This is a genomic window from Achromobacter sp. E1, assembly GCF_037039475.1.
Taxonomy (GTDB): domain Bacteria; phylum Pseudomonadota; class Gammaproteobacteria; order Burkholderiales; family Burkholderiaceae_B; genus Achromobacter; species Achromobacter mucicolens.
This window is the reverse complement of record NZ_CP146253.1, coordinates 4,320,598-4,343,525: the sequence shown is the minus strand read 5'-3', so window position 1 is coordinate 4,343,525 and position 22,928 is coordinate 4,320,598. Positions and strand designations below refer to the sequence as shown.

Sequence of the window (22,928 nt, the reverse complement as noted above, 5' to 3'; positions counted from 1 at the left end):
CGGATCCCCGCTGCCGCCGACACACCAAAAATTTGCGACACTGGCATGACAGCCCAAAATTCTGTGCTATAGTCTCGCTCCTTCGCAGCTCAGACAGTTTTGAGACGCGAAGCCAAGCAAGTGCAACAGGTGACGGGGCAACCCAATCTCACCTGCCGCCACGGTAATCAGTAATGAACGCCAAGCGGTTATTGCAAGGATCAACGCAAATCAGGCAGAAGCCAGTTGCAAGATTTGCAAAAATTGTGCTATACTTTTGGGCTTGGCAGTTACTGAAAAATTAGGGTTTACCCTGAAGTTTCAATAACTGCTAGGGCAGGACGAAAGTCCTGGCGAGACCTGAAGAGGTCGCCGCAAGCAAGTGACGCAACTGCGTAAAGCAAAAGCGAAGCTGACTTGACAAGCGATAAAAACTTCTTCATAATCTCGTTTCTCTGCTGCAACGACAGCGACGACGCAAAAGCGAAGTTGCCCGAAGTTGAGGGCAGAAACCAGTAGTACAGAATTTAGCAGTACCGCTCTTTAACAACTAAACAACCGATAAGTGTGGGCGCTTGATGCGGGTGCAGCGATTAGGTTTCGGCCTTATCGCAAGCACAAGAAATCAAGTGCTCACTAGAAGTGAAGTACCTTAGACGTCAAGTTTAAGAACATACCTCACTTCCTTTGAGTAGCGACGTATGACCTGGTTTGGATTTATTCAGACCAAGAATACGAAACAAATACAGAGATTAAACTGAAGAGTTTGATCCTGGCTCAGATTGAACGCTAGCGGGATGCCTTACACATGCAAGTCGAACGGCAGCACGGACTTCGGTCTGGTGGCGAGTGGCGAACGGGTGAGTAATGTATCGGAACGTGCCTAGTAGCGGGGGATAACTACGCGAAAGCGTAGCTAATACCGCATACGCCCTACGGGGGAAAGCAGGGGATCGCAAGACCTTGCACTATTAGAGCGGCCGATATCGGATTAGCTAGTTGGTGGGGTAACGGCTCACCAAGGCGACGATCCGTAGCTGGTTTGAGAGGACGACCAGCCACACTGGGACTGAGACACGGCCCAGACTCCTACGGGAGGCAGCAGTGGGGAATTTTGGACAATGGGGGAAACCCTGATCCAGCCATCCCGCGTGTGCGATGAAGGCCTTCGGGTTGTAAAGCACTTTTGGCAGGAAAGAAACGTTCCGGGTTAATACCCCGGGAAACTGACGGTACCTGCAGAATAAGCACCGGCTAACTACGTGCCAGCAGCCGCGGTAATACGTAGGGTGCAAGCGTTAATCGGAATTACTGGGCGTAAAGCGTGCGCAGGCGGTTCGGAAAGAAAGATGTGAAATCCCAGAGCTTAACTTTGGAACTGCATTTTTAACTACCGAGCTAGAGTGTGTCAGAGGGAGGTGGAATTCCGCGTGTAGCAGTGAAATGCGTAGATATGCGGAGGAACACCGATGGCGAAGGCAGCCTCCTGGGATAACACTGACGCTCATGCACGAAAGCGTGGGGAGCAAACAGGATTAGATACCCTGGTAGTCCACGCCCTAAACGATGTCAACTAGCTGTTGGGGCCTTCGGGCCTTGGTAGCGCAGCTAACGCGTGAAGTTGACCGCCTGGGGAGTACGGTCGCAAGATTAAAACTCAAAGGAATTGACGGGGACCCGCACAAGCGGTGGATGATGTGGATTAATCGATGCAACGCGAAAAACCTTACCTACCCTTGACATGTCTGGAATGCCGAAGAGATTTGGCAGTGCTCGCAAGAGAACCGGAACACAGGTGCTGCATGGCTGTCGTCAGCTCGTGTCGTGAGATGTTGGGTTAAGTCCCGCAACGAGCGCAACCCTTGTCATTAGTTGCTACGAAAGGGCACTCTAATGAGACTGCCGGTGACAAACCGGAGGAAGGTGGGGATGACGTCAAGTCCTCATGGCCCTTATGGGTAGGGCTTCACACGTCATACAATGGTCGGGACAGAGGGTCGCCAACCCGCGAGGGGGAGCCAATCCCAGAAACCCGATCGTAGTCCGGATCGCAGTCTGCAACTCGACTGCGTGAAGTCGGAATCGCTAGTAATCGCGGATCAGCATGTCGCGGTGAATACGTTCCCGGGTCTTGTACACACCGCCCGTCACACCATGGGAGTGGGTTTTACCAGAAGTAGTTAGCCTAACCGTAAGGAGGGCGATTACCACGGTAGGATTCATGACTGGGGTGAAGTCGTAACAAGGTAGCCGTATCGGAAGGTGCGGCTGGATCACCTCCTTTCAGAGCTTACGTGCTCGTGTTAAGCGTCCACTCTTATCGGTTGTTTGTTGTAGCTGGCGTCAAGGTTTGGCGCAGCGTAGAAACTAACTGATAGCGCTGCTTGCAGCGCTATCAGTTGGGTTTTACCCAACAGCTACATTTGTTCTTTAACAATCTGGAAGAAGCACAACGAAAATGTGTTCATCGAGTAATCGGCGTTGCTGATGAAGATGGGCACGGGTTGTGATTGCATTATTTTTGTTCCAAGTTCTCAAGACTGGGGTGATAAGCCTCAGACTGCTTTGAAACTTATGAACGGCACAAACGCTAATACTCAGGTCCTATAGCCTACAGCGTTATAGGATCAAGCGACTAAGTGCATATGGTGGATGCCTTGGCGATCACAGGCGATGAAGGACGTAGTAGCCTGCGAAAAGCTGCGGGGAGCTGGCAAACAAGCTTTGATCCGCAGATATCCGAATGGGGAAACCCACTGCAGCAATGCAGTATCCCTAGCTGAATACATAGGCTAGTGGAAGCGAACCGGGTGAACTGAAACATCTCAGTAGCTCGAGGAAAAGAAATCAACCGAGATTCCGAAAGTAGTGGCGAGCGAAATCGGATGAGCCTTTACGTTTTAGCGCGCAGGATAGTCGAACGGAATGGAAAGTCCGGCCGTAGCAGGTGATAGCCCTGTAGACGAAATTCTGTGTGTGGAACTAAGCGTAAGACAAGTAGGGCGGGACACGTGAAATCCTGTTTGAAGATGGGGGGACCATCCTCCAAGGCTAAATACTCGTGATCGACCGATAGTGAACCAGTACCGTGAGGGAAAGGCGAAAAGAACCCCGGAAGGGGAGTGAAATAGATCCTGAAACCGTATGCATACAAACAGTAGGAGCCTCCTTGTGGGGTGACTGCGTACCTTTTGTATAATGGGTCAGCGACTTACATTCAGTGGCAAGGTTAACCGAATAGGGAAGCCGTAGCGAAAGCGAGTCCGAATAGGGCGATTTAGTCGCTGGGTGTAGACCCGAAACCAGATGATCTATCCATGGCCAGGTTGAAGGCACGGTAACACGTGCTGGAGGACCGAACCCACTAATGTTGAAAAATTAGGGGATGAGCTGTGGATAGGGGTGAAAGGCTAAACAAATCTGGAAATAGCTGGTTCTCTCCGAAAACTATTTAGGTAGTGCCTCAAGTATTACTGCGGGGGGTAGAGCACTGTTATAGCTAGGGGGTCATGGCGACTTACCAAACTATGGCAAACTCCGAATACCCGCAAGTACAGCTTGGGAGACAGAGCACCGGGTGCTAACGTCCGGACTCAAGAGGGAAACAACCCAGACCGCCAGCTAAGGTCCCGAATTATCGCTAAGTGGGAAACGAAGTGGGAAGGCATAGACAGTCAGGAGGTTGGCTTAGAAGCAGCCATCCTTTAAAGAAAGCGTAATAGCTCACTGATCGAGTCGTCCTGCGCGGAAGATGTAACGGGGCTAAGCGATAAACCGAAGCTGCGGGTGTGCACTTTTAGTGCACGCGGTAGGAGAGCGTTCTGTAAGCCTGCGAAGGTGGCTTGTAAAGGCTGCTGGAGGTATCAGAAGTGCGAATGCTGACATGAGTAGCGATAAAGGGGGTGAAAAGCCCCCTCGCCGTAAGTCCAAGGTTTCCTGCGCAACGTTCATCGGCGCAGGGTGAGTCGGCCCCTAAGGCGAGGCAGAGATGCGTAGCTGATGGGAAGCTGGTTAATATTCCAGCACCGTCGTACAGTGCGATGGGGGGACGGATCGCGGAAAATCATCAGGGTGTTGGATGTCCCTGTTGCTGTATCGAAGATGGCGCTTAGGCAAATCCGGGCGCGTAAATCAAGGGTATGGCACGAGCGAGCATTGCTTGCGAAGTGATCGGAAGTGGTTCCAAGAAAAGCCTCTAAGCTTCAGCTGTACGAGACCGTACCGCAAACCGACACAGGTGGACGGGATGAATATTCCAAGGCGCTTGAGAGAACTCAGGAGAAGGAACTCGGCAAATTGATACCGTAACTTCGGGAGAAGGTATACCCCGGTAGTGTGAAGCGCCTGCGCGCTTAGCATGATGGGGTCGCAGAGAATCGGTGGCTGCGACTGTTTATTAAAAACACAGCACTCTGCAAAGACGAAAGTCGACGTATAGGGTGTGACGCCTGCCCGGTGCCGGAAGGTTAAGTGATGGGGTGCAAGCTCTTGATCGAAGCCCCGGTAAACGGCGGCCGTAACTATAACGGTCCTAAGGTAGCGAAATTCCTTGTCGGGTAAGTTCCGACCTGCACGAATGGCGTAACGATGGCCACACTGTCTCCTCCTGAGACTCAGCGAAGTTGAAGTGTTTGTGATGATGCAATCTACCCGCGGCTAGACGGAAAGACCCCATGAACCTTTACTGTAGCTTTGCATTGGACTGTGAACCGGCCTGTGTAGGATAGGTGGGAGGCTTTGAAGCGTGGTCGCTAGATCACGTGGAGCCATCCTTGAAATACCACCCTGGTTTGTTTGCGGTTCTAACCTTGGTCCGTTATCCGGATCGGGGACAGTGCATGGTGGGCAGTTTGACTGGGGCGGTCTCCTCCCAAAGTGTAACGGAGGAGTTCGAAGGTACGCTAGGTACGGTCGGAAATCGTGCTGATAGTGCAATGGCATAAGCGTGCTTGACTGTGAGACTGACAAGTCGAACAGGTGCGAAAGCAGGACATAGTGATCCGGTGGTTCTGAATGGAAGGGCCATCGCTCAACGGATAAAAGGTACTCTGGGGATAACAGGCTGATACCGCCCAAGAGTTCATATCGACGGCGGTGTTTGGCACCTCGATGTCGGCTCATCTCATCCTGGGGCTGTAGCCGGTCCCAAGGGTATGGCTGTTCGCCATTTAAAGAGGTACGTGAGCTGGGTTTAAAACGTCGTGAGACAGTTTGGTCCCTATCTGCCGTGGGCGTTGGATACTTGACGGAGCCTGCTCCTAGTACGAGAGGACCGGAGTGGACGTACCTCTGGTGTACCGGTTGTCATGCCAATGGCATTGCCGGGTAGCTAAGTACGGAAGAGATAACCGCTGAAGGCATCTAAGCGGGAAACTCGTCTGAAGATTAGGTATCCCGGGGACTTGATCCCCCTGAAGGGTCGTTCGAGACCAGGACGTTGATAGGTCGGGTGTGGAAGCGCAGTAATGCGTTAAGCTAACCGATACTAATTGCCCGTGAGGCTTGATCCTATAACACTGATGGTTATTGACCTGGTGATATAGCGTTCCAAGTGTCGTTCAATACAAAATACTGGCTGCACCGTCAGCAGCCAGCCAACACAATTACACCCCACCGTGCGCCGATCATCGAGCCCCAGGCTCTGATCGCCACGCGTTGCGCTTCTTCCAAGATTGGAGCTGTTGCCTAACCCGCAGCTGCTCAACCAGTTACGCCTGACGACCATAGCAAGGTGGTCCCACTCCTTCCCATCCCGAACAGGACAGTGAAACGCCTTTGCGCCGATGATAGTGGACGGACGTCTGTGAAAGTAGGTCATCGTCAGGCTTTTATTGCTCAAAACCCCGCAGGTATCCCCTGCGGGGTTTTGTCTTTGGGGCGTCGGGATTACTGAATTGGGATTCCAGCATCGGAAATGCGGGTATCTGGAATGCTGCAAAGGGAATGCAGCAACGGGAATGCAGCAACGGGAATGCAGGATCGGAATTTAATTAAAAACCCCCTCGCGGCTGGCGCCGCGAGGGGGTTTTGTTTATGGCTGGATCGGATGCTCTGCTGTTTGAGTCGGATATTCTTCTGACTACGGTAGCTGGCGACGCAGCGCTGCGAAAAATGGCTCGGATTGCAGGCGTTCGCTTTGAATCTGGGCCGCAACCTTGGCGGCGAGGTCGGCGTGGACGGGAACCAGGGGACGGCCGGTGGATTGCGCCAAGACCTGGGCCGTACAGGCCCGCTCGAGGAAGAAGAGATCGTCGTAGGCGTAGTCGAGACGTTCGCCGCAGACAACGACGCCGTGGTTGCCGAGGAAGACGATGTCCGCGCCTTGCATGGCGTGCGCGATGCGCTCGCCTTCGGACACATCCAACGCAAGTCCGTTATAGGCGCCGTCGATGGCGAGGCGGCCGTGAAAGCGCATGGCGTTTTGGGACAGGGTGGTGTCCAAGCCGCGATCCGTGGTTAGGGTGAGTGCCGTGGCGTAGGGCATGTGGGTGTGCAGCACGCAGGCCTTGCCGGCGATGCGGTGGATGGCGGCGTGGATGAACATGGCGGTGGGCTCGACTTCGTGGCGGCCGGCAAGCTTGTTGCCGTGCGCGTCCACTAGCACGATGTCGTCCGCCTGCACCTCGTTCCACATGAGGCCACGTGGGTTCAGAAGGAAATGATCGGGATCGCCCGGCAGTGCCACGCTGAAATGATTGCAGACGCCTTCGCCCAGTCCGTGGGCCGCGGCCGCACGTAGGGCCAGCGCCAGGTCCGTGCGTAGAGCGGTGACGGGATCTGCATGGAAGAGTGCGTTGGCAAAACCGGGTTCCTGGTTCATGACAACCTTCAAGGGATGGGTTGGGGATCAGAGCCAGCCGGCTTTACTGAAAACGTCCAGCACGCGATCCAGAGTTGCTACGGTAGCGTCAGGCTGGTAGTCAGGCAAGGGTTTGCGGCCGGTGCCGCGGTCGATCCAGATGCAGCGAAAGCCAATGTCGCGTGCTGCAGCGAGATCCAGATGAGGGCTGGCGCAGATATGAACGACGTCTGCCGGGGTGACGCCAAGCTTTTGATGAGCGTGCGCGAAGATGGCGGGTGAGGGTTTGTACGCGCGGGCCTGTTCAGCTGAAATGACGCGGTCGATATGGCCACCCATTTGGGCCACGTTGCCCGCGATGATGTTGTCATCGGTGTTGGAGATGATGCACAGGCTAAATCCGGCTTGTTTGAGCCTGCCGAGTGTGTCGACGACTTCCGGGAAGGGGGGCATGCGGGAAATGCTGCCCGTTAGTGTCTCCGCGTCTTCGGGCCGGTACTCAAGGCCGAAATGCGCCATGGTGAGGCGTAACGATTCGCGGGTGACCTCGGCGAAGTTGCGGTAGGGCGGCGTCTGTTCAAGGTGGTGCTCGTGCCCATCGCATATATGCAGGAACTGCGCAGCGGTCGGCCGGTTCATTGCGGCCTCGCGGCCCGCGAGGATATTTTCCACTGCGGCTTGCAAGCCTTCGTCCCATTGAATGAGCGTGCCGTAGCAGTCGAAGGTCAGCCATTGCGGGCGGGGAGCTTGGTTAAAAGGCATGTCGGTCCTCGGAGAGAGATCGGAGCTTTCAGCGTAAGGCCCGCCGCTCTAAGTTGTAAAATTAATTAATGCGCTTACCTTAGTTGTGGAGCCAATGAGCGGCGGTATGCTTAACAAGCGTCGTAGTGCACGGGTGGCTCCGCTAGCAAGAAGGGCCGTCCCATCCAGCTGATGAGCTGCACGCCGTGAGTGCGCAAACGGCGCTGGGGGAAGCGCCCGGCGCCGACGTACAAGCGCGCCGCGCCCGACCTGCTTTGTTGTCTAGGTGTAGAGGTTAGATGCCAGGGCTAGCCGAGCCGGTCAGGGCGGGAAGATTTGGAGGCAATCCAACTCGCTCGTGAGCGGCACTTCAACATCAATTAATCAAAGCCGATGCTCGATCTTGAACTATTGAAGACGCTGGTTTGCGTCGTGGACGAAGGCAGTTTCACTCGGGCGGCCAGCCGTGTTCATCGCACGCAGTCGACGGTTAGCCAGCAAGTGCGCAAGCTTGAACAGAGCGTGGGCAAGACCTTGCTGCTGCGGGACCGCGCCGGCGGCAATGTGTCTGCGACTGAGGACGGCGAAGTCATGTTGGCGTACGCGCGGCGCTTGCTTGCGATTGCGGGGGAGGCCGAGCATGTACTGTCGGCGCCGAGAAGCGCTCGCGTGATTCGATTGGGCGTGCCTGAGGACTTCGATGTGTCGCGGCTGACGGTGCTGTTGGCGGAGTTTGCGGCGCGGCATGCGCAGGTACGGCTGGAAACCTTGAGCGGCATGAGCACGGATCTTCGGGCGGGGCTGGCGGCCGGCGAGTTCGATCTGGCGCTGGTCAAGCGGGATCCGGGTGAAGGGCCTTGCCTTGCGGCGTGGCCGGAACGGCTGGTGTGGGTGGGCGGACAAGCGCGCAATCAAGCGGCGGCCGTCGTGCCACTGGTTCTTTTTCCGCAGGGATGCGTCTACCGCAAGCGGATGATCTATGCGCTGGAGAGCGCCGGGCGGCCGTGGCATGTCGCCTACCACAGCCACAGTCTGGCTGGCGTGCAGGCGGCCGTGGCAGCGGGGCTGGGCGTCAGTCTGTTGCCGGCTTCGGCGCGCCTTGATACGCATGTCGAACTGGGCGCCGCGGACGGATTTGCCGATGTGCCGCCGACCGAGCTGGCGATCGTGGGCGACGCGCGCGCCCTCGGCAGCGTTGGCCAGGATCTGGTGGGTGCGCTGAAGCAGGCGATTGGTGGGGAGATGAAGCAGCCGGTGACGTAGCAGGGACGTTTGGCAGGTCGGGTCAAGCGGGAGAGGCCGCGCGGTGTAGCGTCAAATCTACGTCGTGGTGACGGCCGCAGCACAAGCGACAGTCATGGTGGCGGTCACGGCGGCAGTCATGGATACAGTCGCGGCAGCGGGGGAGTGTCATAAATTTTGTGTTTGGGGCCTAACATGTTGCTCAAGGAGCATGTATGGCTACCAAGAAAAAGACACCGCTGAGGGAACTGCCGGCGATTCCCGCAGAGTTGGTTGATCAATTCGTCAAAGGCCCTATGACCGCCGAGGCGGTGCAGAACCTGTCGATGGCGTTCAAGAAGGCGCTGATCGAACGGGCCCTGGGAGCGGAATTGGGCCACCACCTGGGCTATCCGGCGGGCGGCGAGCGCCCCGAGCAGGCCACCAATCAACGCAACGGCAAGAGTTCCAAGACAGTCCTGACCGATGACGGGCCGCTGCGGGTGGAGATCCCACGCGACCGCGATGGCAGCTTCGCCCCGATCCTGATCCCCAAGCACGAGCGCCGCTTTACCGGGTTCGACGACAAGATCATCGCCATGTACGCCCGCGGCATGACCGTGCGCGAGATCCAAGGGTTTCTGCTCGAGCAGTACGGCACGGAAGTCTCGCCGGAGTTCGTCAGCTCGGTGACCGACGCGGTGATGGACGAGGTCACGGCCTGGCAAACGCGGCCTCTGGAGACGATGTATCCGGTGGTGTTCTTCGACGCGCTGCGGGTCAAGATCCGCGAGGACGGCGTGGTGCGCAACAAGGCCGTGTACTTAACGCTGGCGGTGTTGCCAGACGGCACGCGCGACATCCTGGGCCTGTGGATCGAGCAGACCGAAGGCGCCAAGTTCTGGATGAAGGTGTTCAACGAGCTCAAGACCCGCGGCACGCAGGACATCCTGATCGCTGTCACTGACGGTCTGAAAGGCATGGAGCAGGCGCTGAATGCGGTGTTCCCGGCCACGACGCTGCAGACTTGCATCGTGCACCTGATCCGCTCCAGCCTGGAATACGCCAGCTGGAAGGAGCGCCGGACGGTGGCTGCGGCGCTAAGGCCGATCTACACGGCAGCGACCGTGGAGGCAGCGCTGGCCGCGCTCGTGCAGTTCGAGCAAGGCCCTTGGGGCCAGCGCTACGCCCCGATCGCTGACGCATGGCGCCGGGCCTGGGACCGTGTGATCCCGTTCTTTACGTTCCCACCGGCGATCCGCAAGGTGATTTACACCACAAATGCGATCGAGAGCATTAATGCCCAACTGCGCCGCGCGGTGAAAACGCGAGGTCACTTCCCAAGCGACGAAGCGGCCACCAAGCTACTGTGGCTGGTCTTGCGCAACATCACCGGGGCCTGGGGCAGCGCCACGCACGACTGGAAGGCCGCTATGAACCAGTTCGCCGTGATTTATGCAGAACGCTTCACTGACCCGTATCGCTGAGATAGCATCCATAAGCCTGATCGAAACAACTATCAGGCTTCTAACGCCTCAAACACAAAAATACTGACACTCCCGGCAGCGGTCGTGGTAGCAGTCACGGCGGCAGTCACGGGCACCATTCTGGCCACAGTCGTGGTCCCAATCCTGGACCCGATCGCGGCCTCACATACTGCGATACTCGCGGCAACATCGCGGCCTCAAACTCGGCGTCAGTCGCGGCAACATTGCGGCGCCCAACACGGCGTCAGTAGCGGCAACATTGCGGCTTCAAACACCGCGACATTCGCGGCAGCATCGCGGCCTCAAACACGACGTCAGTCGCGGCAATATTGCGGCGTCAAACACGGCGTCAATCGCGACAACATCGCGGCTTCAAGTACGACGTCAATCGTGATCTCATCGCTGCCTCATCGCGGCGTCAAACTCGGCGTCAAATTCGGCGTTAATCACGGCCGCGATCGTGGCTGGAGGTTTCCCTTCAGCGTACTTCGCCGTCTAGGTAGAACCACAGTCCGTTTTCTCGAAGGAAGCGGCTGGTCTCGTGCATGCGGCTGGCGCGGCCGTCAAGGCGGCTTCTGGCCACGAACTCGACGGTTGCGTGTTCTGCGTCCTGATCTGCCGCGGCCTTGATTTGCAAGCCCAGCCATTTCAGGCCGGGCGGGTTGGGCTCGAGTGACGCAGGGCGCGTGCGCGGGTGCCACGTTGCCAGCAGATAAGGCAGGTTGTCCAGCACAAAGGCGCTGTAACGTGAGCGCATGAGGGCTTCGGCCGTAGGGGCTTGCAGCGCCTGCGGGCCGTCGTGCCAGCGGCCGCAGCACTCGGCGTAGGTACGGGAGCTGCCGCAGGGGCAGGAGGGATTGGAGGGGCTGGGTTGCTTTGGCACGGCTTGGGGCAATTGGATCCGGACGCGGATCAGAGAATCAGAAGTGTTCAAGCGGTCAGCATAACGGATCGAGGCGAGCGGCAGATAAAACCAATTTGGAAGCGAGGCCGGAAGCCCGCTCGATTCGTCAGATCTAGGCTTCTGACGATACGGCAGAACAAAAAACAAGGGGTCGCTTCACCTGGGCCGCGCGAGGCTGAGGCGATTGATATGGCCGCTAGACAGGGCATCAGATTGAGGCAAGCAATCGAGGCGACGCGGCTCGAGGCAACGGCTCGAGGCAACGGATCGAGGCAGCGAGTCGAGGCAACGGACCGAGGCAACGGACCGAGGCAACGAATCGAGGCAACGGACCGAGGCAACGAATCGAGGCAACGGATCGAGGCAACGGATCTAGGAAGCGGACCGAGGCAACGGATCGAGGCAGCGAGTCGAGGCAACGGATCGAGGCAACAGATCGAGGAAGCGGACCGAGGCAACGGATCGAGGCAACGGATCGAGGCAGCGAGTCGATGCGACGGATCAAGGCAGCGAGTCGACGCAACGGATCGAGGCAATGGATCTGGCCCGCAAGCCGAGGCAAGGGATCGAGACAACGGGCCGAGACAACGGGCCCACGCAGCGTATCGAGGCAACGAAACGAGCCAGCGAGTCGGGGCGGAGGATCGAGGCAACGGATCGAAGCCACGGATCGGGGCGCCGATCGAGGCAACGCAATTGCGCGACAAGAGCTCGTGCCTGATCACCGCTACAAATTACGGCAACTTGGCGGGACGACAGGCAAAGCTGCCAAACCGAGCGCCGCTGCGACTGCAGCCAAGATATGGCGCAGGCGGAGGGCATTCTGCATTAGCGCCAGGTCGGGCGAAAAGGACTCGCAGGTAAAGGCGGAGAACGGATCGGGAGATCGCGTCAGGCCAGCAGGTCGGCGTATTCGGGATGGCGTCTGATGTAGGCGTCGGCGTAGGAACAATAGGGTTTGACCTTCCAGCCGTTTTTGCGCGCGGTGAGCAGGGCTTGTTGGGTCAGTTCGGCGGCGATGCCGCGGCCGCCGACCGCGCTGGGTACGCCGGTGTGCGTGATTGCCATGGCGCCGTTTTGCAGTTGATAGTCCAGCACGCATAGCACGCCGTCGACAGTGGCGGTGAAGCGGGAGCGGTCGGTGTCGTGTATTACGGAAATCATTCAAGAAACTCCTTGGGTGGCGGTGGAGCGGGCGTTACTGAGGCCCGCGCCGCATTCACAAACAACGCGCTAATTGAGGATCGCGCCGGGCATTAACCGTGCTCACCGCGTGCGAGTCACACAGGGCAGCCCCGCTTCGCGCCGAACGCGTTTCAAACCCCTCTCGTGGACAGAACGGCAAACACCGCTCTGTAAACCGGAAAAGGACGGACTTCAGTTCAGCGAGCAAGTTTCGAGCCTGCGACCAGGGTTGCCGACTCGGAAATCTGCCGCCGTGGAGCCAGGCGCTTGCCATCGTATACAAGACGCCGTCAAAAAGCCGCGCCCGGAGTCGGTTCGCCGGGTGCGGCCCGGGGATCGGTGAGCGATGGCGGATGGCGATATCAATGACGGGTTACCGATATTAGCGCCGACGGCGCGCAGCTCTGGCTCAACGCTGAGGGCTTTACCGGTGCAGCACCTTGATCAATGCGGTGAGTTGCGCGTCGCGGGTTTCGACGAGGTCGGCGATGTTGCGGTGGCCGGCCTCGGCGTTGACGCCTTCGATCAGGCGTTGCTGTAGCGCTGGCGTGACCTCGGGTGCGCCTAGATCGTCCCACCAAGTTTGCACCGGGCCCAGGAGGTGGTGCATGAAATGCGCCAGACCGCCTTCGCCGCCGCCCAGGTTGAACGTCATGTGCGGGCCGAAGAGCGCCCAGCGCAAGCCCGGGCCTTGCGATACCGCGGCGTCGATGTCCGCGACGCTGGCGACGTTTTCGGCGGCAAGGTGGATGGCCTCGCGCCACAGGGCGGCTTGCAGGCGGTTGGCGATGTGGCCGGGGACTTCCTTGTTCAGGCGGATGGGGTGTTTGCCCATGCTGCGATAGAAGTCGATGGCGCGGTCCATGGTGTCGGCGGACGTCTGGTCGCCGCCGACGACTTCGACCAGCGGAATGAGGTGTGGCGGATTGAAGGGGTGGCCGATCACGAACCGTTGGGGATGGCGGCAGCGCGATTGCAGCCGGCTCATGATGAGTCCCGATGAGCTCGATGCGACGATGACGTGCGGGGGCAGGACGGCGTCGATGCGGGCAAACAGGTCCGTCTTGAAGTCTTCGCGTTCGGGCGCGTTCTCTTGCACGAAATCCACGCCGGTCAACGCCTTTTCGAGGTCGGGTTCGAAGCGTAGCGCGTCGGCGGTGCCGCCGGAGCGCACGTGGCCAAGTTCGGCCAGGACCGGCCAAGCCGCCTGCAAGCGGGCGATGGTTTGGGCTTCGGCATGCGGGCTGGGATCGCTGACCACGACTTCCAGTCCGTGCGCGAGAAAAAGCGCCGCCCAACTGGCGCCGATCGTGCCGGCGCCGACGATGGCGACGCGGCGGATGGGGATGGCGGTGGAGGAAGCGGAGCCGTGCAAGCCAGACGGCGACGACGGCGGGTTTGACGAAGCAGAGCTGGACGAAGCAAGGCTGGACATGCAGGTCTCCGTTGTTGGGTTTGCTTCATTGTGAAGCAAAGCCGATGCCGTTGCCATGCAAGCTGAGCGGCGGCAAGATAGGGCTTTTCGAAATCGCCAGGAGGCTTGCATGCGTCCGACGCCTGCGCGCGCGACCGTACCGTATTTCTGCCAATGGGAATCCGCGCATCGGGCGGGCGAGATCATTCGCGGGGACCTGGCGCTGGCTGACGACCCCGCGTGGCGCAATTCCGGGGCGCTGGATCTGGACGAGTACGTGCGTTGGGCCAGCCATGTGTGCGGGATGGCGTGTCTGAAGATGGTGCTCGCGGCGCGCACCGGCCACGCCTATCCGACCCTGGAGCTGGCGCGGCGCAGCTTGTCTTACGGGGCGTACGTCGAGGAACCGGACGGAAGCATCAGGGGCCTGATCTACGCACCGTTCGTGCAATACGTCGCGGAAGTCTTTGGCATGCGTGCGCACGTGCGCGTGGACTTGCCGGCTTCAGGCCTGCCTGAGCTGATGGCGCGGGCGGATTACTTCATGGCCTCGGTACATCCGTCGATTCGCTGGCCTGCTGTGCTGCCCGCGAAAAAGGGCGGGCATCTGGTGCTGGTGACGCGCGCCACGCCCGACGCCGTGACGTTTCATAACCCGTCGGGCGAGCCGGGCTCGCAGGCGGACGTGGAGCTGCCGCTGGCCGACTTCGACAGGTTCTATGCCGGCCGCGGCGTGGAAATCCCGCCCGCCGGATGACGAGGCTTACATGCCGGCTCAGGCGTTGCGGGCGCGGCGCAGATAGCGCCATGCGAGCACAACCGTGATGCCATAGCTGGCGGTAATGACGCCGTAGGCGGCGGGCAACGTGACGTGCCAGTCGGGCTGCAGATGCAGAAGGGTGCCCATCACCGCGACGCCGACCAGCGCGCCGGATTGGCGATTGGCATTCAGGGCGGCGGCCGCGCTGTTGGCGTGCTGGCGGCCGGATACCTGCATGACGATACTGGTCATCGCCGGCACGGCGATCCCCACGCCCAGATTGGCCAGCGCGACGACGATGGCAAATGGCCAGTACGCGACGCCGGGCGTGAACGCGGCGATGCCGACGGCGCTCATTGCGGCCGCGAGCGAGACGCCGCCCAACAGGGATGCCGACACATTCCAACGCGCCGACACGCGCCCCGAAATGAGGTTGCCGATGGAGAACACCGCCAGCATCGGCACCAGTTCGATGCCGGTCTGCAATGCATCGGCGCCGCGTGCATGCTGCAGGAACAGGCTTAGCAAAAATAGTTGGCCATACGCCGCGAGGTTGATGAGAAACCCCACCGCGTTGGCCGCGGAGAATTGCGGGGTGGCGAATAGCGTCCGCGGGAGCATGGGTTCGGCGTGCTGCCGTTCGCGGTGCACCAGAAGCGCGGCGGCGGCCAGGCCCAGAAGCATCGTGGCTGCGATGGCCGGGGAGGTCCAGCCATAGGCGTTGCCCTGGATCAGCACGAAGCACAGACTGGACAGCGCCACGACGCCGAGCACGTGGCTCATGGGGTTGAGCGCGCGGGCGCGACGTGGCGCGGACGCGATGCGGCGGCGGGCTAGCCACAGGCCTGCCAGGCCCAGCGGGATGTTGATGAGGAAGATGCCGCGCCATCCAAATTGGTGGATCAGCGCGCCGCCCAGCAACGGTCCCGATGCGCCAGCGACCGCCACGATGGCGGACCAGGCGGCCAGCATGCGGTTGCGCACGCTTTCGTCGTCATAGGCGTGCGTGAGCAGGCTGAGCGAGCTTGGCATGAAAAGCGCCGCGCCGACGCCTTGCAGCATGCGGGCCGCGATCAGGGTGTCGGCGTTTGGCGCCAGGCCGCAGAGCAGTGACGCGGCGGTGAACACCCCCAAGCCGGCAAGGTAGAGGGTCTTGGCGCCGTAGCGGTCGGCCAACGCGCCGGCGACCAGCAGCAGGGCGGCGAACGTCAGCGTGTAGCCGTCGACGATCCACACCAGGTCGGTAAGCGGGACGGCGAACTGGAGCGCGATGCTGGGAATCGCCACATTGACCACGGTTACGTCGAGCATGGCCATGACGAATCCGATGGCCAGGGTGACAAGCGGCACCCATCCCGTGGCGGCGACGGGCAGCGCGTCTTGGGCGGCGATGGGGCGGCAGGCGGATGACATGATGGGACTCTTTTCGAGGGGGCGGGGAGCGGGAGTTGCAAAGCTTAGGCGCTTGTTGTGATGCAAAAAAGCCGTATTACTGCTTTATAGTCATGCAAAAGTGCATCACGGACGTCAAATGGATTGGGACAACGCGAGGATATTTCTGGCCATCTACCGTGTGGGAACGCTGCGCGGGGCGGCGGCGGTGCTGCAGATCGACCAGGCCACCGCTGGACGGCGCCTAGCCGCGCTGGAGGCGTCGCTGGATGCGCGCCTGTTCTTGCGCACGCCCGGTGGCTACGTCCCGACTTCGGCGGGCGAGCTTGCGTTTGCGGCCGCCGAACGCATGGAGCAGGCGGCGGACCAGCTGCAGCGCCAGATGCAGGGGCTGGATCACCGGCTGTCGGGGGTGGTTCGCGTGGCAGCCTCGGAGACGGTTGCCCGTTATTTCGTGATGGAGGCCATCAAGCGGGTCCACGCCGAACACCCTGACATTCGCGTGGTGCTGACGACCGGCATCCAGATCAGCAATCTGACGCGCCGTGAGGCCGATCTGGCCATCCGCAACATCAAGCCCGACAACCCCGATCTGATCCATCGCCACTTGGCGCGCAAGGAGGTCGGCCTGTATGCGTCGCGCGCGTACCTGAACGCGCACGGAGAGCCCAAGCCTGGCACCGCCTTCGCGGGGCACACCTTGATCGCCTATCAGCAAGCCGTGCTGCCGGGCTGGTCGGATTCCCTTTGTGGCGAACCGACGCGCAATGGCCGCATCGGTGTCGAGGTGAATTCGGGGTTGATGATCATCGACGCGGTCGTGGCGGGGCTTGGCATCGGCGAGCTGCCCACGCACATGGCGCCTGACCATCCGGACCTGGTGCGCATCTGGCCAGCGCGCGCCGAGGCGTATGACCTGTGGCTGGTGATGCATGGCGACCTGAACCGTACCGCGCGCGTGCGGGCCGTGGCCGACGCGATTGTCGAGGTCTTTGAAGAGAGCAATTAGCGGCAAGCCGAGGCTTGTCGCGCGGCGCGACTGGCGCTAAGGTTTGCTGGCCCGCAGGAAAACCCACGACCTCAGGAGTTGCGCGTGTCCGATCTTTGGCGTTTGTCCGCAGTTGAGCTTGCCGCCCTTGTCCGCAAGCGTGAAGTGTCCGCCGTGCAGGCCGCGCAAAGCGCGCTGCAGCGGCTCGATGCCGTCAATCCCGCGATCAACGCGGTGGTGGATCATCGGCCCGAAGACGTGCTGGCGCAGGCGGCCGAGGTGGACGCGGCGATCGCGCGCGGAGAAGATCCCGGCCTGCTGGCCGGCGTGCCCGTGACCGTGAAGGTCAACGTGGATCAGGCGGGCTTTGCCACGACCAACGGCGTGCGGTTGCAGAAAGACCTCATTGCCGAACGGAACAGTCCCGTCGTCGACAACTTGCGGCGGGCCGGCGCGGTGATTTTGGGCCGCACGAACACGCCGGCGTTTTCGCTGCGCTGGTTTACCGGCAACGTGTTGCATGGCGACACGCGTAACCCGCGGAATCCGGCGCTGACGCCCGGCGGTTCGTCGGGCGGCGCCGCGTCTGCCGTGGCGGCAGGCATTGGGCATTTGGCGCATGGCACCGACATCGCCGGGTCGATCCGTTACCCCGCCTATGCGTGCGGCGTGCATGGCCTGCGTCCATCGCTGGGCAGGGTGGCGGCCTACAACGCCTCGCTGCCGGAGCGTTCGATCGGCGGGCAGATCACCGCCGTGTCGGGACCGCTGGGCCGCACGATTGCCGATGTGCGGCTGGGTCTGGCCGCGCTGGCTGTGCCGGATCCGCGCGATCCGTGGTGGGTGCCGGCGCCGCTGACCGGACCGGAGGCGCCGCGGCGCGCCGCGCTGTGTCTGAACCCGGAAGGCATGGATACCGATCCCGCAGTGGTGAAGGCGTTGCAGGAAGCGGCGCGGCGGCTGAGCGAGGCGGGTTGGACAGTCGATACGCTTGAAGCGCTGCCGCCGATGCAAGAGGCCGCAGATCTGCAGATCCGCATGTGGATGGCCGACGGCTACGACGCCATGCTGGCGGCTGCGGAAAAAGAAGGCGACCCGGGCGCGTTGGTGGCGCTGGCCGGGCAACGCGACAAGGCGGCGGGCGCGGATCTGACGACCTTTTCGGCGGTGCTGACGCGTCGCGCCACGCTCACGCGTTTGTGGGAGATGTTCTTTGCCGAGTATCCGGTGCTGCTTTTGCCGGTGTCGGCCGAACTGCCATTTCCCGACAACCTGGATCTGCAAGGCGACGCGGCCTATGCGCGCGTGTGGCGCGCGCAGATGACCCAGATCGGTCTGCCGTTCATGGGCTTGCCGGGACTGTCCGTGGCGATGGGTAGCGCCATGAGCAGCTCGGGCCCGAGTCCGGTGGGCGTGCAGGTGGTGGCGGGGCGGTACCGCGAGGACCTGTGCCTGGCGGCCGGCGAAATCATCGAGGCGGCCGGCGAGCCGATCAGTATCGCCGAGCCCGCGCCGAAGTAATTGGCGGTTGGTGGATAACGGCGGGGCCGCCTGAAGGTGGGACGGCCAGAAGGTGGGCCAGCCTGAAAGTGAGGCGGCCTGAAGGTGGCCGTCCGTGCGGCCTTAGCCGCCGAAGCGCACCTTCAGCACGCCCAGATCGCCGTACGCCAGTTCGATGTCTTGATTGGCGGGCACGTCCAGAAAGCCCGCGTATGAGCCGGTGATGACGTGCTGGCCGGCCGTCAGCCCCAGGCCTTGCTCGCGCAGGAAATTGGCCAGCCAGTACAGGCCGGCCTTGGGGCGGTCGTTCGGGTGGATGCCCGCGTGCTGCTCGACTTCAACGCCATCGACCGTCAACGTGATGGTCATGCAGCCGGGGGCTGCGTCGGGCGATGAAATCCGCGGGCCCAGGACGAGGCCTTGGTTGAACATGTGGTCCGCCAGCAGCTCGGGCAGGCTTGCATGTTCGGGGGCGGCGTAGCGGCAGCCCAGAACTTCGAGCGCCAGGCGGGCGCCGCCGACGGCGGCATCGATCTCGGCTTCGGTGTAGGGTGTGTCGCGCGGCGGCAGGTCGCGGGCGATTTCGAACGCGATTTCGGGTTCGATGCGCACGACGGCATCGCGGGTGGCGACCGGCCCGGCCGCGGCGTCAGCCGTGCCCGAGGCATAGATGGGCGCCACGACGGTTTTTTCGGGCGAGGGTAGGGCGCTTTTCCAGGCCGCGATGGTGTCCTGGCGCGTTTCGCGCAGAAGTTCAGCGGTGCGCTGCTGCACGGCGAAGGCCTGGCCCAGGGACTGCGGCCGGCATTCCGCAGGCAGGCGGGGGCCGGCCACGCCTGCCTGGCGCGCGGCGATCAGAAAGCGCGCGGCGTCGATGCTGCCGGGATAGTCTTCAAATCTGATTTGCATGCGTTCAGGCTCCGACGAACAGCATGATCCACAAGACGATCATGGCGATCAGGCCCAGCCAGCACGAACCCCAGAAGCCGACGATCGGCCATTTGAGGGACAGCGGAACCTTCTTGGGATCGACGTGGGCAAGCAGGTCGTTGGCATTGCCGATCAACCACATGCGCGTGCCGGGAAACATCAGGCGGAAGAAATAATCGAGCATGATCGCAGCCTGGATCGCCAGCGGGAATTGCTTGAACGGCCGATGCTGTAGATAGGGGTGCTTGAGGGCCGCATTGACCTGCTGGGTCTTGAAGAAGAACAGCACGATGCCGCTGATCGTGCAGGTGATGAAACACAGCACAAACAGGCTGAAGGCCATTGCCATGACGGGTGAATGCATGGGGGATCTCAACGATGCGCGGCGGGACCGCGTGGGATGGACAAATTCAGGCAAAAAAAGCTGGCCCTATTGTAGAGGGCTTGGCGCGGCCCCGTGTTCAGGGCCGCGTCAGTAGCGCCGGTCGGGCGCTTGGGCTGGGTCAGCCGCGGGTCTGGCCTTCGCCGTTCAAGACCCACTTTAGCGTTGTGAGGCCTTCCAGACCGACCGGGCCGCGCGCGTGCAGGCGATTGGTGGAGATGCCGATTTCGGCGCCCAGCCCATATTCGAAGCCGTCAGCAAAGCAGGTGGGAAGGTTGACGTAGACGGAGCTGGAGTCGACTTCACGCTGGAAGCGCTGGGCCGCCGACAGGTCTTGCGTGACGATCGCGTCGGTGTGGCCCGAACCGTAGCGCGCGATATGTTCGATGGCGTCGTCCAGCGTGTCGACGATGCGCACGGCCAGGATGGGCGCCAGGTATTCGGTGGCCCAGTCTTCTTCGGTGGCGGGCGTGGCGTGCGGCAGCAGCGCCAGCGTGCGCGGGCAGCCGCGCAGTTCGACGCCGTGTTCGGCGAAGGCGGCGGCCAGGCTGGGCAATATGGACACGGCGGCCACGGCGTCGATCAGCAGCGTTTCCATGGCGCCGCAGATGCCGTAGCGGTAGGTCTTGGCGTTCAGGGCGATGGCGTGGGCCTTGTCGGGGTCTGCCGCCGCGTCGATGTAGATGTGGCAGTTGCCGTCCAGGTGCTTGATGAGCGGCACGCGCGCTTCCTGGGACAGCCGGGCGATGAGACCCTTGCCGCCACGCGGCACGATGACGTCGATGTGCTCGGTCATGGCGATGAGCGCGCCCACGGCGGCGCGGTCCGTCGTGGCGACGACCTGCACGGCATCCTGCGGCAGGCCCGCGGCGGCCAGGCCGGTCTGCACGATGCGGCCGAGGGCCACGTTCGAGTGCAGGGCTTCGCTGCCGCCGCGCAGGATGGCGGCGTTGCCGGACTTCAGGCACAGGGCCGCGGCGTCGATGGTGACGTTGGGGCGCGATTCATAAATGATGCCGATCACGCCCAATGGCACGCGCATCTGGGCGACACGCATGCCGTTGGGCCGCACGGTGGTGGCGGTGATGCTTCCGATCGGGTCGGGCAGGGCGGCGATCTGGCGCAGTCCTTCGGCCATGTGCGCCAGCGTCTTGTCCGACAGGGTCAGGCGGTCGAGCAGGGCGGGCTCCAGGCCATTGGCCCGGGCGGCGGCCACGTCCTTTTCGTTCGCGGCTTTCAGTTCGTCGTGGCTGGCGGCCAGCGCGTCGGCCATGGCGATCAGCGCCCGGTTCTTGGCGGCGCTGTCGGCGCGCATCATGGCGCGCGAGGCGCGGCGGGCGTTTTCGCCCAGGGTCAGCATGGCTTGTTCGATGGAGGACGAGGACATGGCGGCGTCGATCTTGTGGAGAAGGCGGCGCGGGCGCCGCCTGAAGAGTCAGTGTATATCCGGCGGGAGGGCCGGGCGAGATCCGGTCGGCGGACCGGATGGGGGGGCGGGAGGCAGGCGGCGAAGCCGCCTTCACGGTCGGCCGCCGGCGGCGGCCACGCGCAGGGCCAGCCGGGTCATTTCTTCCCAGGGGTCCGACAGGCGTCCGGGCACCGACAGGCCCTTGATCAGGCGGTCGACTTCGTGGGCGTGCTGCACGGCGGCGGGCCAGACGTTGGGCTGCACCCGGTTCAGGGCCTGCAGCGCAAGGCGTTCATGCGCGCCGAAAATGCGCAGGCGGCGCATGAGGCCGCCCGCGTCCTGGCCCAGCGCGCGTGCCTCGGCAATGCGCGCCAGCAGGCGGATTTCTTCGCCGACTGCCCACAGCACCAGCGGCAGCGCTTCGCCTTCGGCGCGCAGGCCGTCGATCATGCGGATGGTGCGGCCGATGTCGCCGGCCAGCATGGCATCGCGCAGACCGAAGACGTCGTAGCGGGCGACGTTCAGCACGGCGCGCTCGACGTCCTCGGGGGCAAGCTGGCCTTCGGGGTAGAGCAGGCCCAGCTTCTGGATTTCCTGGTGGGCGGCGAGCAGGTTGCCTTCGACCTTGTCCGCCATCCATTGCAGGGTGGCGCTGTCGGCGCGCTGGTTCTGGCGCGCCAGGCGCATGCCGACCCAGGCGGGCAGGCGGCCGCGCTCGATGTTGGCGATATCGACAGACATGCCGGCGCGGGCAAGCGCCTGCATCCAGCGGCTTTCGCGGGTGGCCTTGTCCAGACGGGGCAGCGCGATCAGCACCAGGGTGTCGGCGTCTGGCTGCTTTTCGGCCTGTTCGGCCAGCTTGGTCAGGGTATCGGCGCCGGATTTGCCCGGCTTGCCGGTGGGTATCTTGATTTCAAGGATGCGGCGGTCGCCAAAGAGCGACACGCTCTGGGTGGCGGCAATGACCGCGCTCCAGTCGCTGCGCGCGTCCATCACCATGGACAGGCGCTCGGTGTAGCCGGCGTTGCGCGCGGCGGCGCGAAGCGCGTCGACGGCTTCGGTCACCAGCAGCGGCTCGTCGCCCGACACCGTGTACAGCGGCGCCAGGCGATTGCCGGGCCGCTGGAGGTGTTCGGCCAGCCGATCCGCGTCCAGAGGCTGTGCCATGGACTAGCGGACGATGGCCGGATCGGTGACGGACGGCGTCTGCCAGGGCGTGGGCACGCGCGGTCGTTGCGGCTCGTTGGGGTCGAACAGCGGCGCGTTTGCGTCGTCGCCGCCCGCTTGCGCGGCTTCGAATGCCTTGTGCACGTCCGGCGCGGTGATGCGGCGCAGCACGCGCGAGACGAGGTCCCGCTGCATGGCCTTGTACAGCGTTTCGATCTGGCCCTGCTTGGCCTGCACGACCTGGTCGTCGTACGGCATTTCGCGGTAGATGGACAGCGTCGTGTCGGGGACCAGGGCGCGGCCCTTGGCGTCGATCAGGCGGAACGTGTAGTTGATGCCGAGTTCGTAGGATTCGACACGGCCTTGCGCGTTCAGCGAGACCTCACGCAGCGTGCGCGTGTCGCTGACCTGCTGGAGGATCGCCTGGGCTTCCTTGCGCGAATCCACCAGTCTGGTGTTGGGCGAGGCCGCGCGCAGCGCGCGGCGCAGGTCTGCGCCGAACTGGATGTTGTCGGGAATGCCCACGTACAGTGTGTCGAAGGGCATCGGGGTGGTGCCGCGCAGCGCGAAGCCGCAGGCGGAGAGCAGCATGAACAGCGCCAGGCAGGCGCCGCGCAGCAGCCAGGTTTGGCGGGAGACTTGCGATTGTTGCCCGGCGAAGTGCATGCTTG

16 protein-coding genes and 3 rRNA genes are annotated in these 22,928 nt (G+C 62.0%); 8 read left to right on the top strand and 11 right to left on the bottom strand.

Annotation, left to right across the window (positions count from 1 at the left end; all coding sequences use genetic code 11):
* Nucleotides 1–733 precede the first annotated feature (733 nt).
* The 3 genes from V6V88_RS20155 to rrf all read left to right on the top strand — a co-directional run bounded on the left by V6V88_RS20155 (nt 734) and on the right by rrf (nt 5,805).
* Nucleotides 734–2,263, top strand: a 16S ribosomal RNA gene (locus tag V6V88_RS20155).
* Between the two features lie 341 nt (nt 2,264–2,604).
* A 23S ribosomal RNA gene (locus V6V88_RS20150) occupies nt 2,605–5,489 on the top strand.
* Nucleotides 5,490–5,692: 203 nt separating this feature from the next.
* Nucleotides 5,693–5,805 (top strand): 5S ribosomal RNA (gene rrf / locus V6V88_RS20145).
* The 16S, 23S and 5S rRNA genes sit together here, the layout of an rRNA operon.
* Before the next feature lie 253 nt (nt 5,806–6,058).
* On the opposite strand, the gene V6V88_RS20140 is transcribed toward rrf, so the two are convergent.
* The gene (locus V6V88_RS20140; protein WP_223576447.1) at nt 6,059–6,799 is read right to left on the bottom strand and encodes an aldolase; all 741 of its coding nucleotides are present in this window, start codon (nt 6,797–6,799) and stop codon (nt 6,059–6,061) included.
* 27 nt (nt 6,800–6,826) lie between these two features.
* Nucleotides 6,827–7,540 carry a haloacid dehalogenase type II gene (locus V6V88_RS20135; protein ID WP_223576446.1) on the bottom strand — a complete coding sequence of 238 codons (714 nt, stop codon included), beginning with the start codon at nt 7,538–7,540 and terminating at the stop codon, nt 6,827–6,829.
* A 372-nt stretch (nt 7,541–7,912) separates the two neighbouring features.
* Here V6V88_RS20135 and V6V88_RS20130 point away from each other — a divergent pair, with 372 nt between their 5' ends.
* Nucleotides 7,913–8,782, top strand: a complete 870-nt coding sequence (locus V6V88_RS20130) for a LysR family transcriptional regulator (protein WP_223576445.1) — start codon at nt 7,913–7,915, stop codon at nt 8,780–8,782.
* Nucleotides 8,783–8,976: 194 nt separating this feature from the next.
* Complete coding sequence (locus V6V88_RS20125) at nt 8,977–10,227, top strand: IS256 family transposase (protein WP_223576444.1); 1,251 nt, start codon at nt 8,977–8,979, stop codon at nt 10,225–10,227.
* Nucleotides 10,228–10,705: 478 nt separating this feature from the next.
* Here the strand turns inward: V6V88_RS20125 and V6V88_RS20120 are convergent, their stop codons facing one another.
* The 3 genes from V6V88_RS20120 to V6V88_RS20110 all read right to left on the bottom strand — a co-directional run bounded on the left by V6V88_RS20120 (nt 10,706) and on the right by V6V88_RS20110 (nt 13,751).
* Entirely contained in the window at nt 10,706–11,110 is a 405-nt protein-coding gene (locus V6V88_RS20120) for a YchJ family metal-binding protein (protein WP_338619663.1), read from the bottom strand.
* A gap of 912 nt (nt 11,111–12,022) precedes the next feature.
* Nucleotides 12,023–12,295, bottom strand: coding sequence for a GNAT family N-acetyltransferase (locus V6V88_RS20115; RefSeq protein ID WP_056322795.1), 273 nt, complete (start codon nt 12,293–12,295; stop codon nt 12,023–12,025).
* Nucleotides 12,296–12,740: 445 nt separating this feature from the next.
* Entirely contained in the window at nt 12,741–13,751 is a 1,011-nt protein-coding gene (locus V6V88_RS20110) for a 3-hydroxyacyl-CoA dehydrogenase NAD-binding domain-containing protein (RefSeq protein ID WP_338616106.1), read from the bottom strand.
* A 109-nt stretch (nt 13,752–13,860) separates the two neighbouring features.
* Between V6V88_RS20110 and V6V88_RS20105 the strand changes: the two genes are divergently transcribed.
* Nucleotides 13,861–14,487 carry a hypothetical protein gene (locus V6V88_RS20105; RefSeq protein WP_338616105.1) on the top strand — a complete coding sequence of 209 codons (627 nt, stop codon included), beginning with the start codon at nt 13,861–13,863 and terminating at the stop codon, nt 14,485–14,487.
* Nucleotides 14,488–14,505: 18 nt separating this feature from the next.
* Here the strand turns inward: V6V88_RS20105 and V6V88_RS20100 are convergent, their stop codons facing one another.
* A complete protein-coding gene (locus V6V88_RS20100; RefSeq protein WP_338616104.1) occupies nt 14,506–15,903 on the bottom strand; it encodes an MFS transporter in 1,398 nt (465 codons plus the stop codon).
* Nucleotides 15,904–16,021: 118 nt separating this feature from the next.
* On the opposite strand from V6V88_RS20100, the gene V6V88_RS20095 reads away from it, so the two are divergent.
* Both V6V88_RS20095 and V6V88_RS20090 read left to right on the top strand, forming a co-directional pair.
* Nucleotides 16,022–16,891, top strand: a complete 870-nt coding sequence (locus V6V88_RS20095) for a LysR family transcriptional regulator (RefSeq protein ID WP_338616103.1) — start codon at nt 16,022–16,024, stop codon at nt 16,889–16,891.
* Nucleotides 16,892–16,975: 84 nt separating this feature from the next.
* Nucleotides 16,976–18,391 (top strand): amidase family protein, encoded by a 1,416-nt coding sequence (locus V6V88_RS20090; protein WP_338616102.1) that lies wholly within the window; start codon nt 16,976–16,978, stop codon nt 18,389–18,391.
* A gap of 102 nt (nt 18,392–18,493) precedes the next feature.
* On the opposite strand, the gene V6V88_RS20085 is transcribed toward V6V88_RS20090, so the two are convergent.
* The 5 genes from V6V88_RS20085 to lptE all read right to left on the bottom strand — a co-directional run bounded on the left by V6V88_RS20085 (nt 18,494) and on the right by lptE (nt 22,923).
* Nucleotides 18,494–19,279 (bottom strand): fumarylacetoacetate hydrolase family protein, encoded by a 786-nt coding sequence (locus tag V6V88_RS20085; protein ID WP_338616101.1) that lies wholly within the window; start codon nt 19,277–19,279, stop codon nt 18,494–18,496.
* A 4-nt stretch (nt 19,280–19,283) separates the two neighbouring features.
* On the bottom strand, nt 19,284–19,664 hold the full coding sequence (locus V6V88_RS20080) for a hypothetical protein (RefSeq protein ID WP_175236422.1): 381 nt from the start codon (nt 19,662–19,664) through the stop codon (nt 19,284–19,286).
* A gap of 139 nt (nt 19,665–19,803) precedes the next feature.
* On the bottom strand, nt 19,804–21,069 hold the full coding sequence (locus tag V6V88_RS20075) for a glutamate-5-semialdehyde dehydrogenase (protein ID WP_338616100.1): 1,266 nt from the start codon (nt 21,067–21,069) through the stop codon (nt 19,804–19,806).
* A 132-nt stretch (nt 21,070–21,201) separates the two neighbouring features.
* Nucleotides 21,202–22,257, bottom strand: coding sequence for a DNA polymerase III subunit delta (gene holA / locus V6V88_RS20070; RefSeq protein WP_180100682.1), 1,056 nt, complete (start codon nt 22,255–22,257; stop codon nt 21,202–21,204).
* Between the two features lie 3 nt (nt 22,258–22,260).
* Nucleotides 22,261–22,923, bottom strand: a complete 663-nt coding sequence (gene lptE, locus V6V88_RS20065; RefSeq protein ID WP_280001262.1) for an LPS assembly lipoprotein LptE — start codon at nt 22,921–22,923, stop codon at nt 22,261–22,263.
* Nucleotides 22,924–22,928 lie beyond the last annotated feature (5 nt).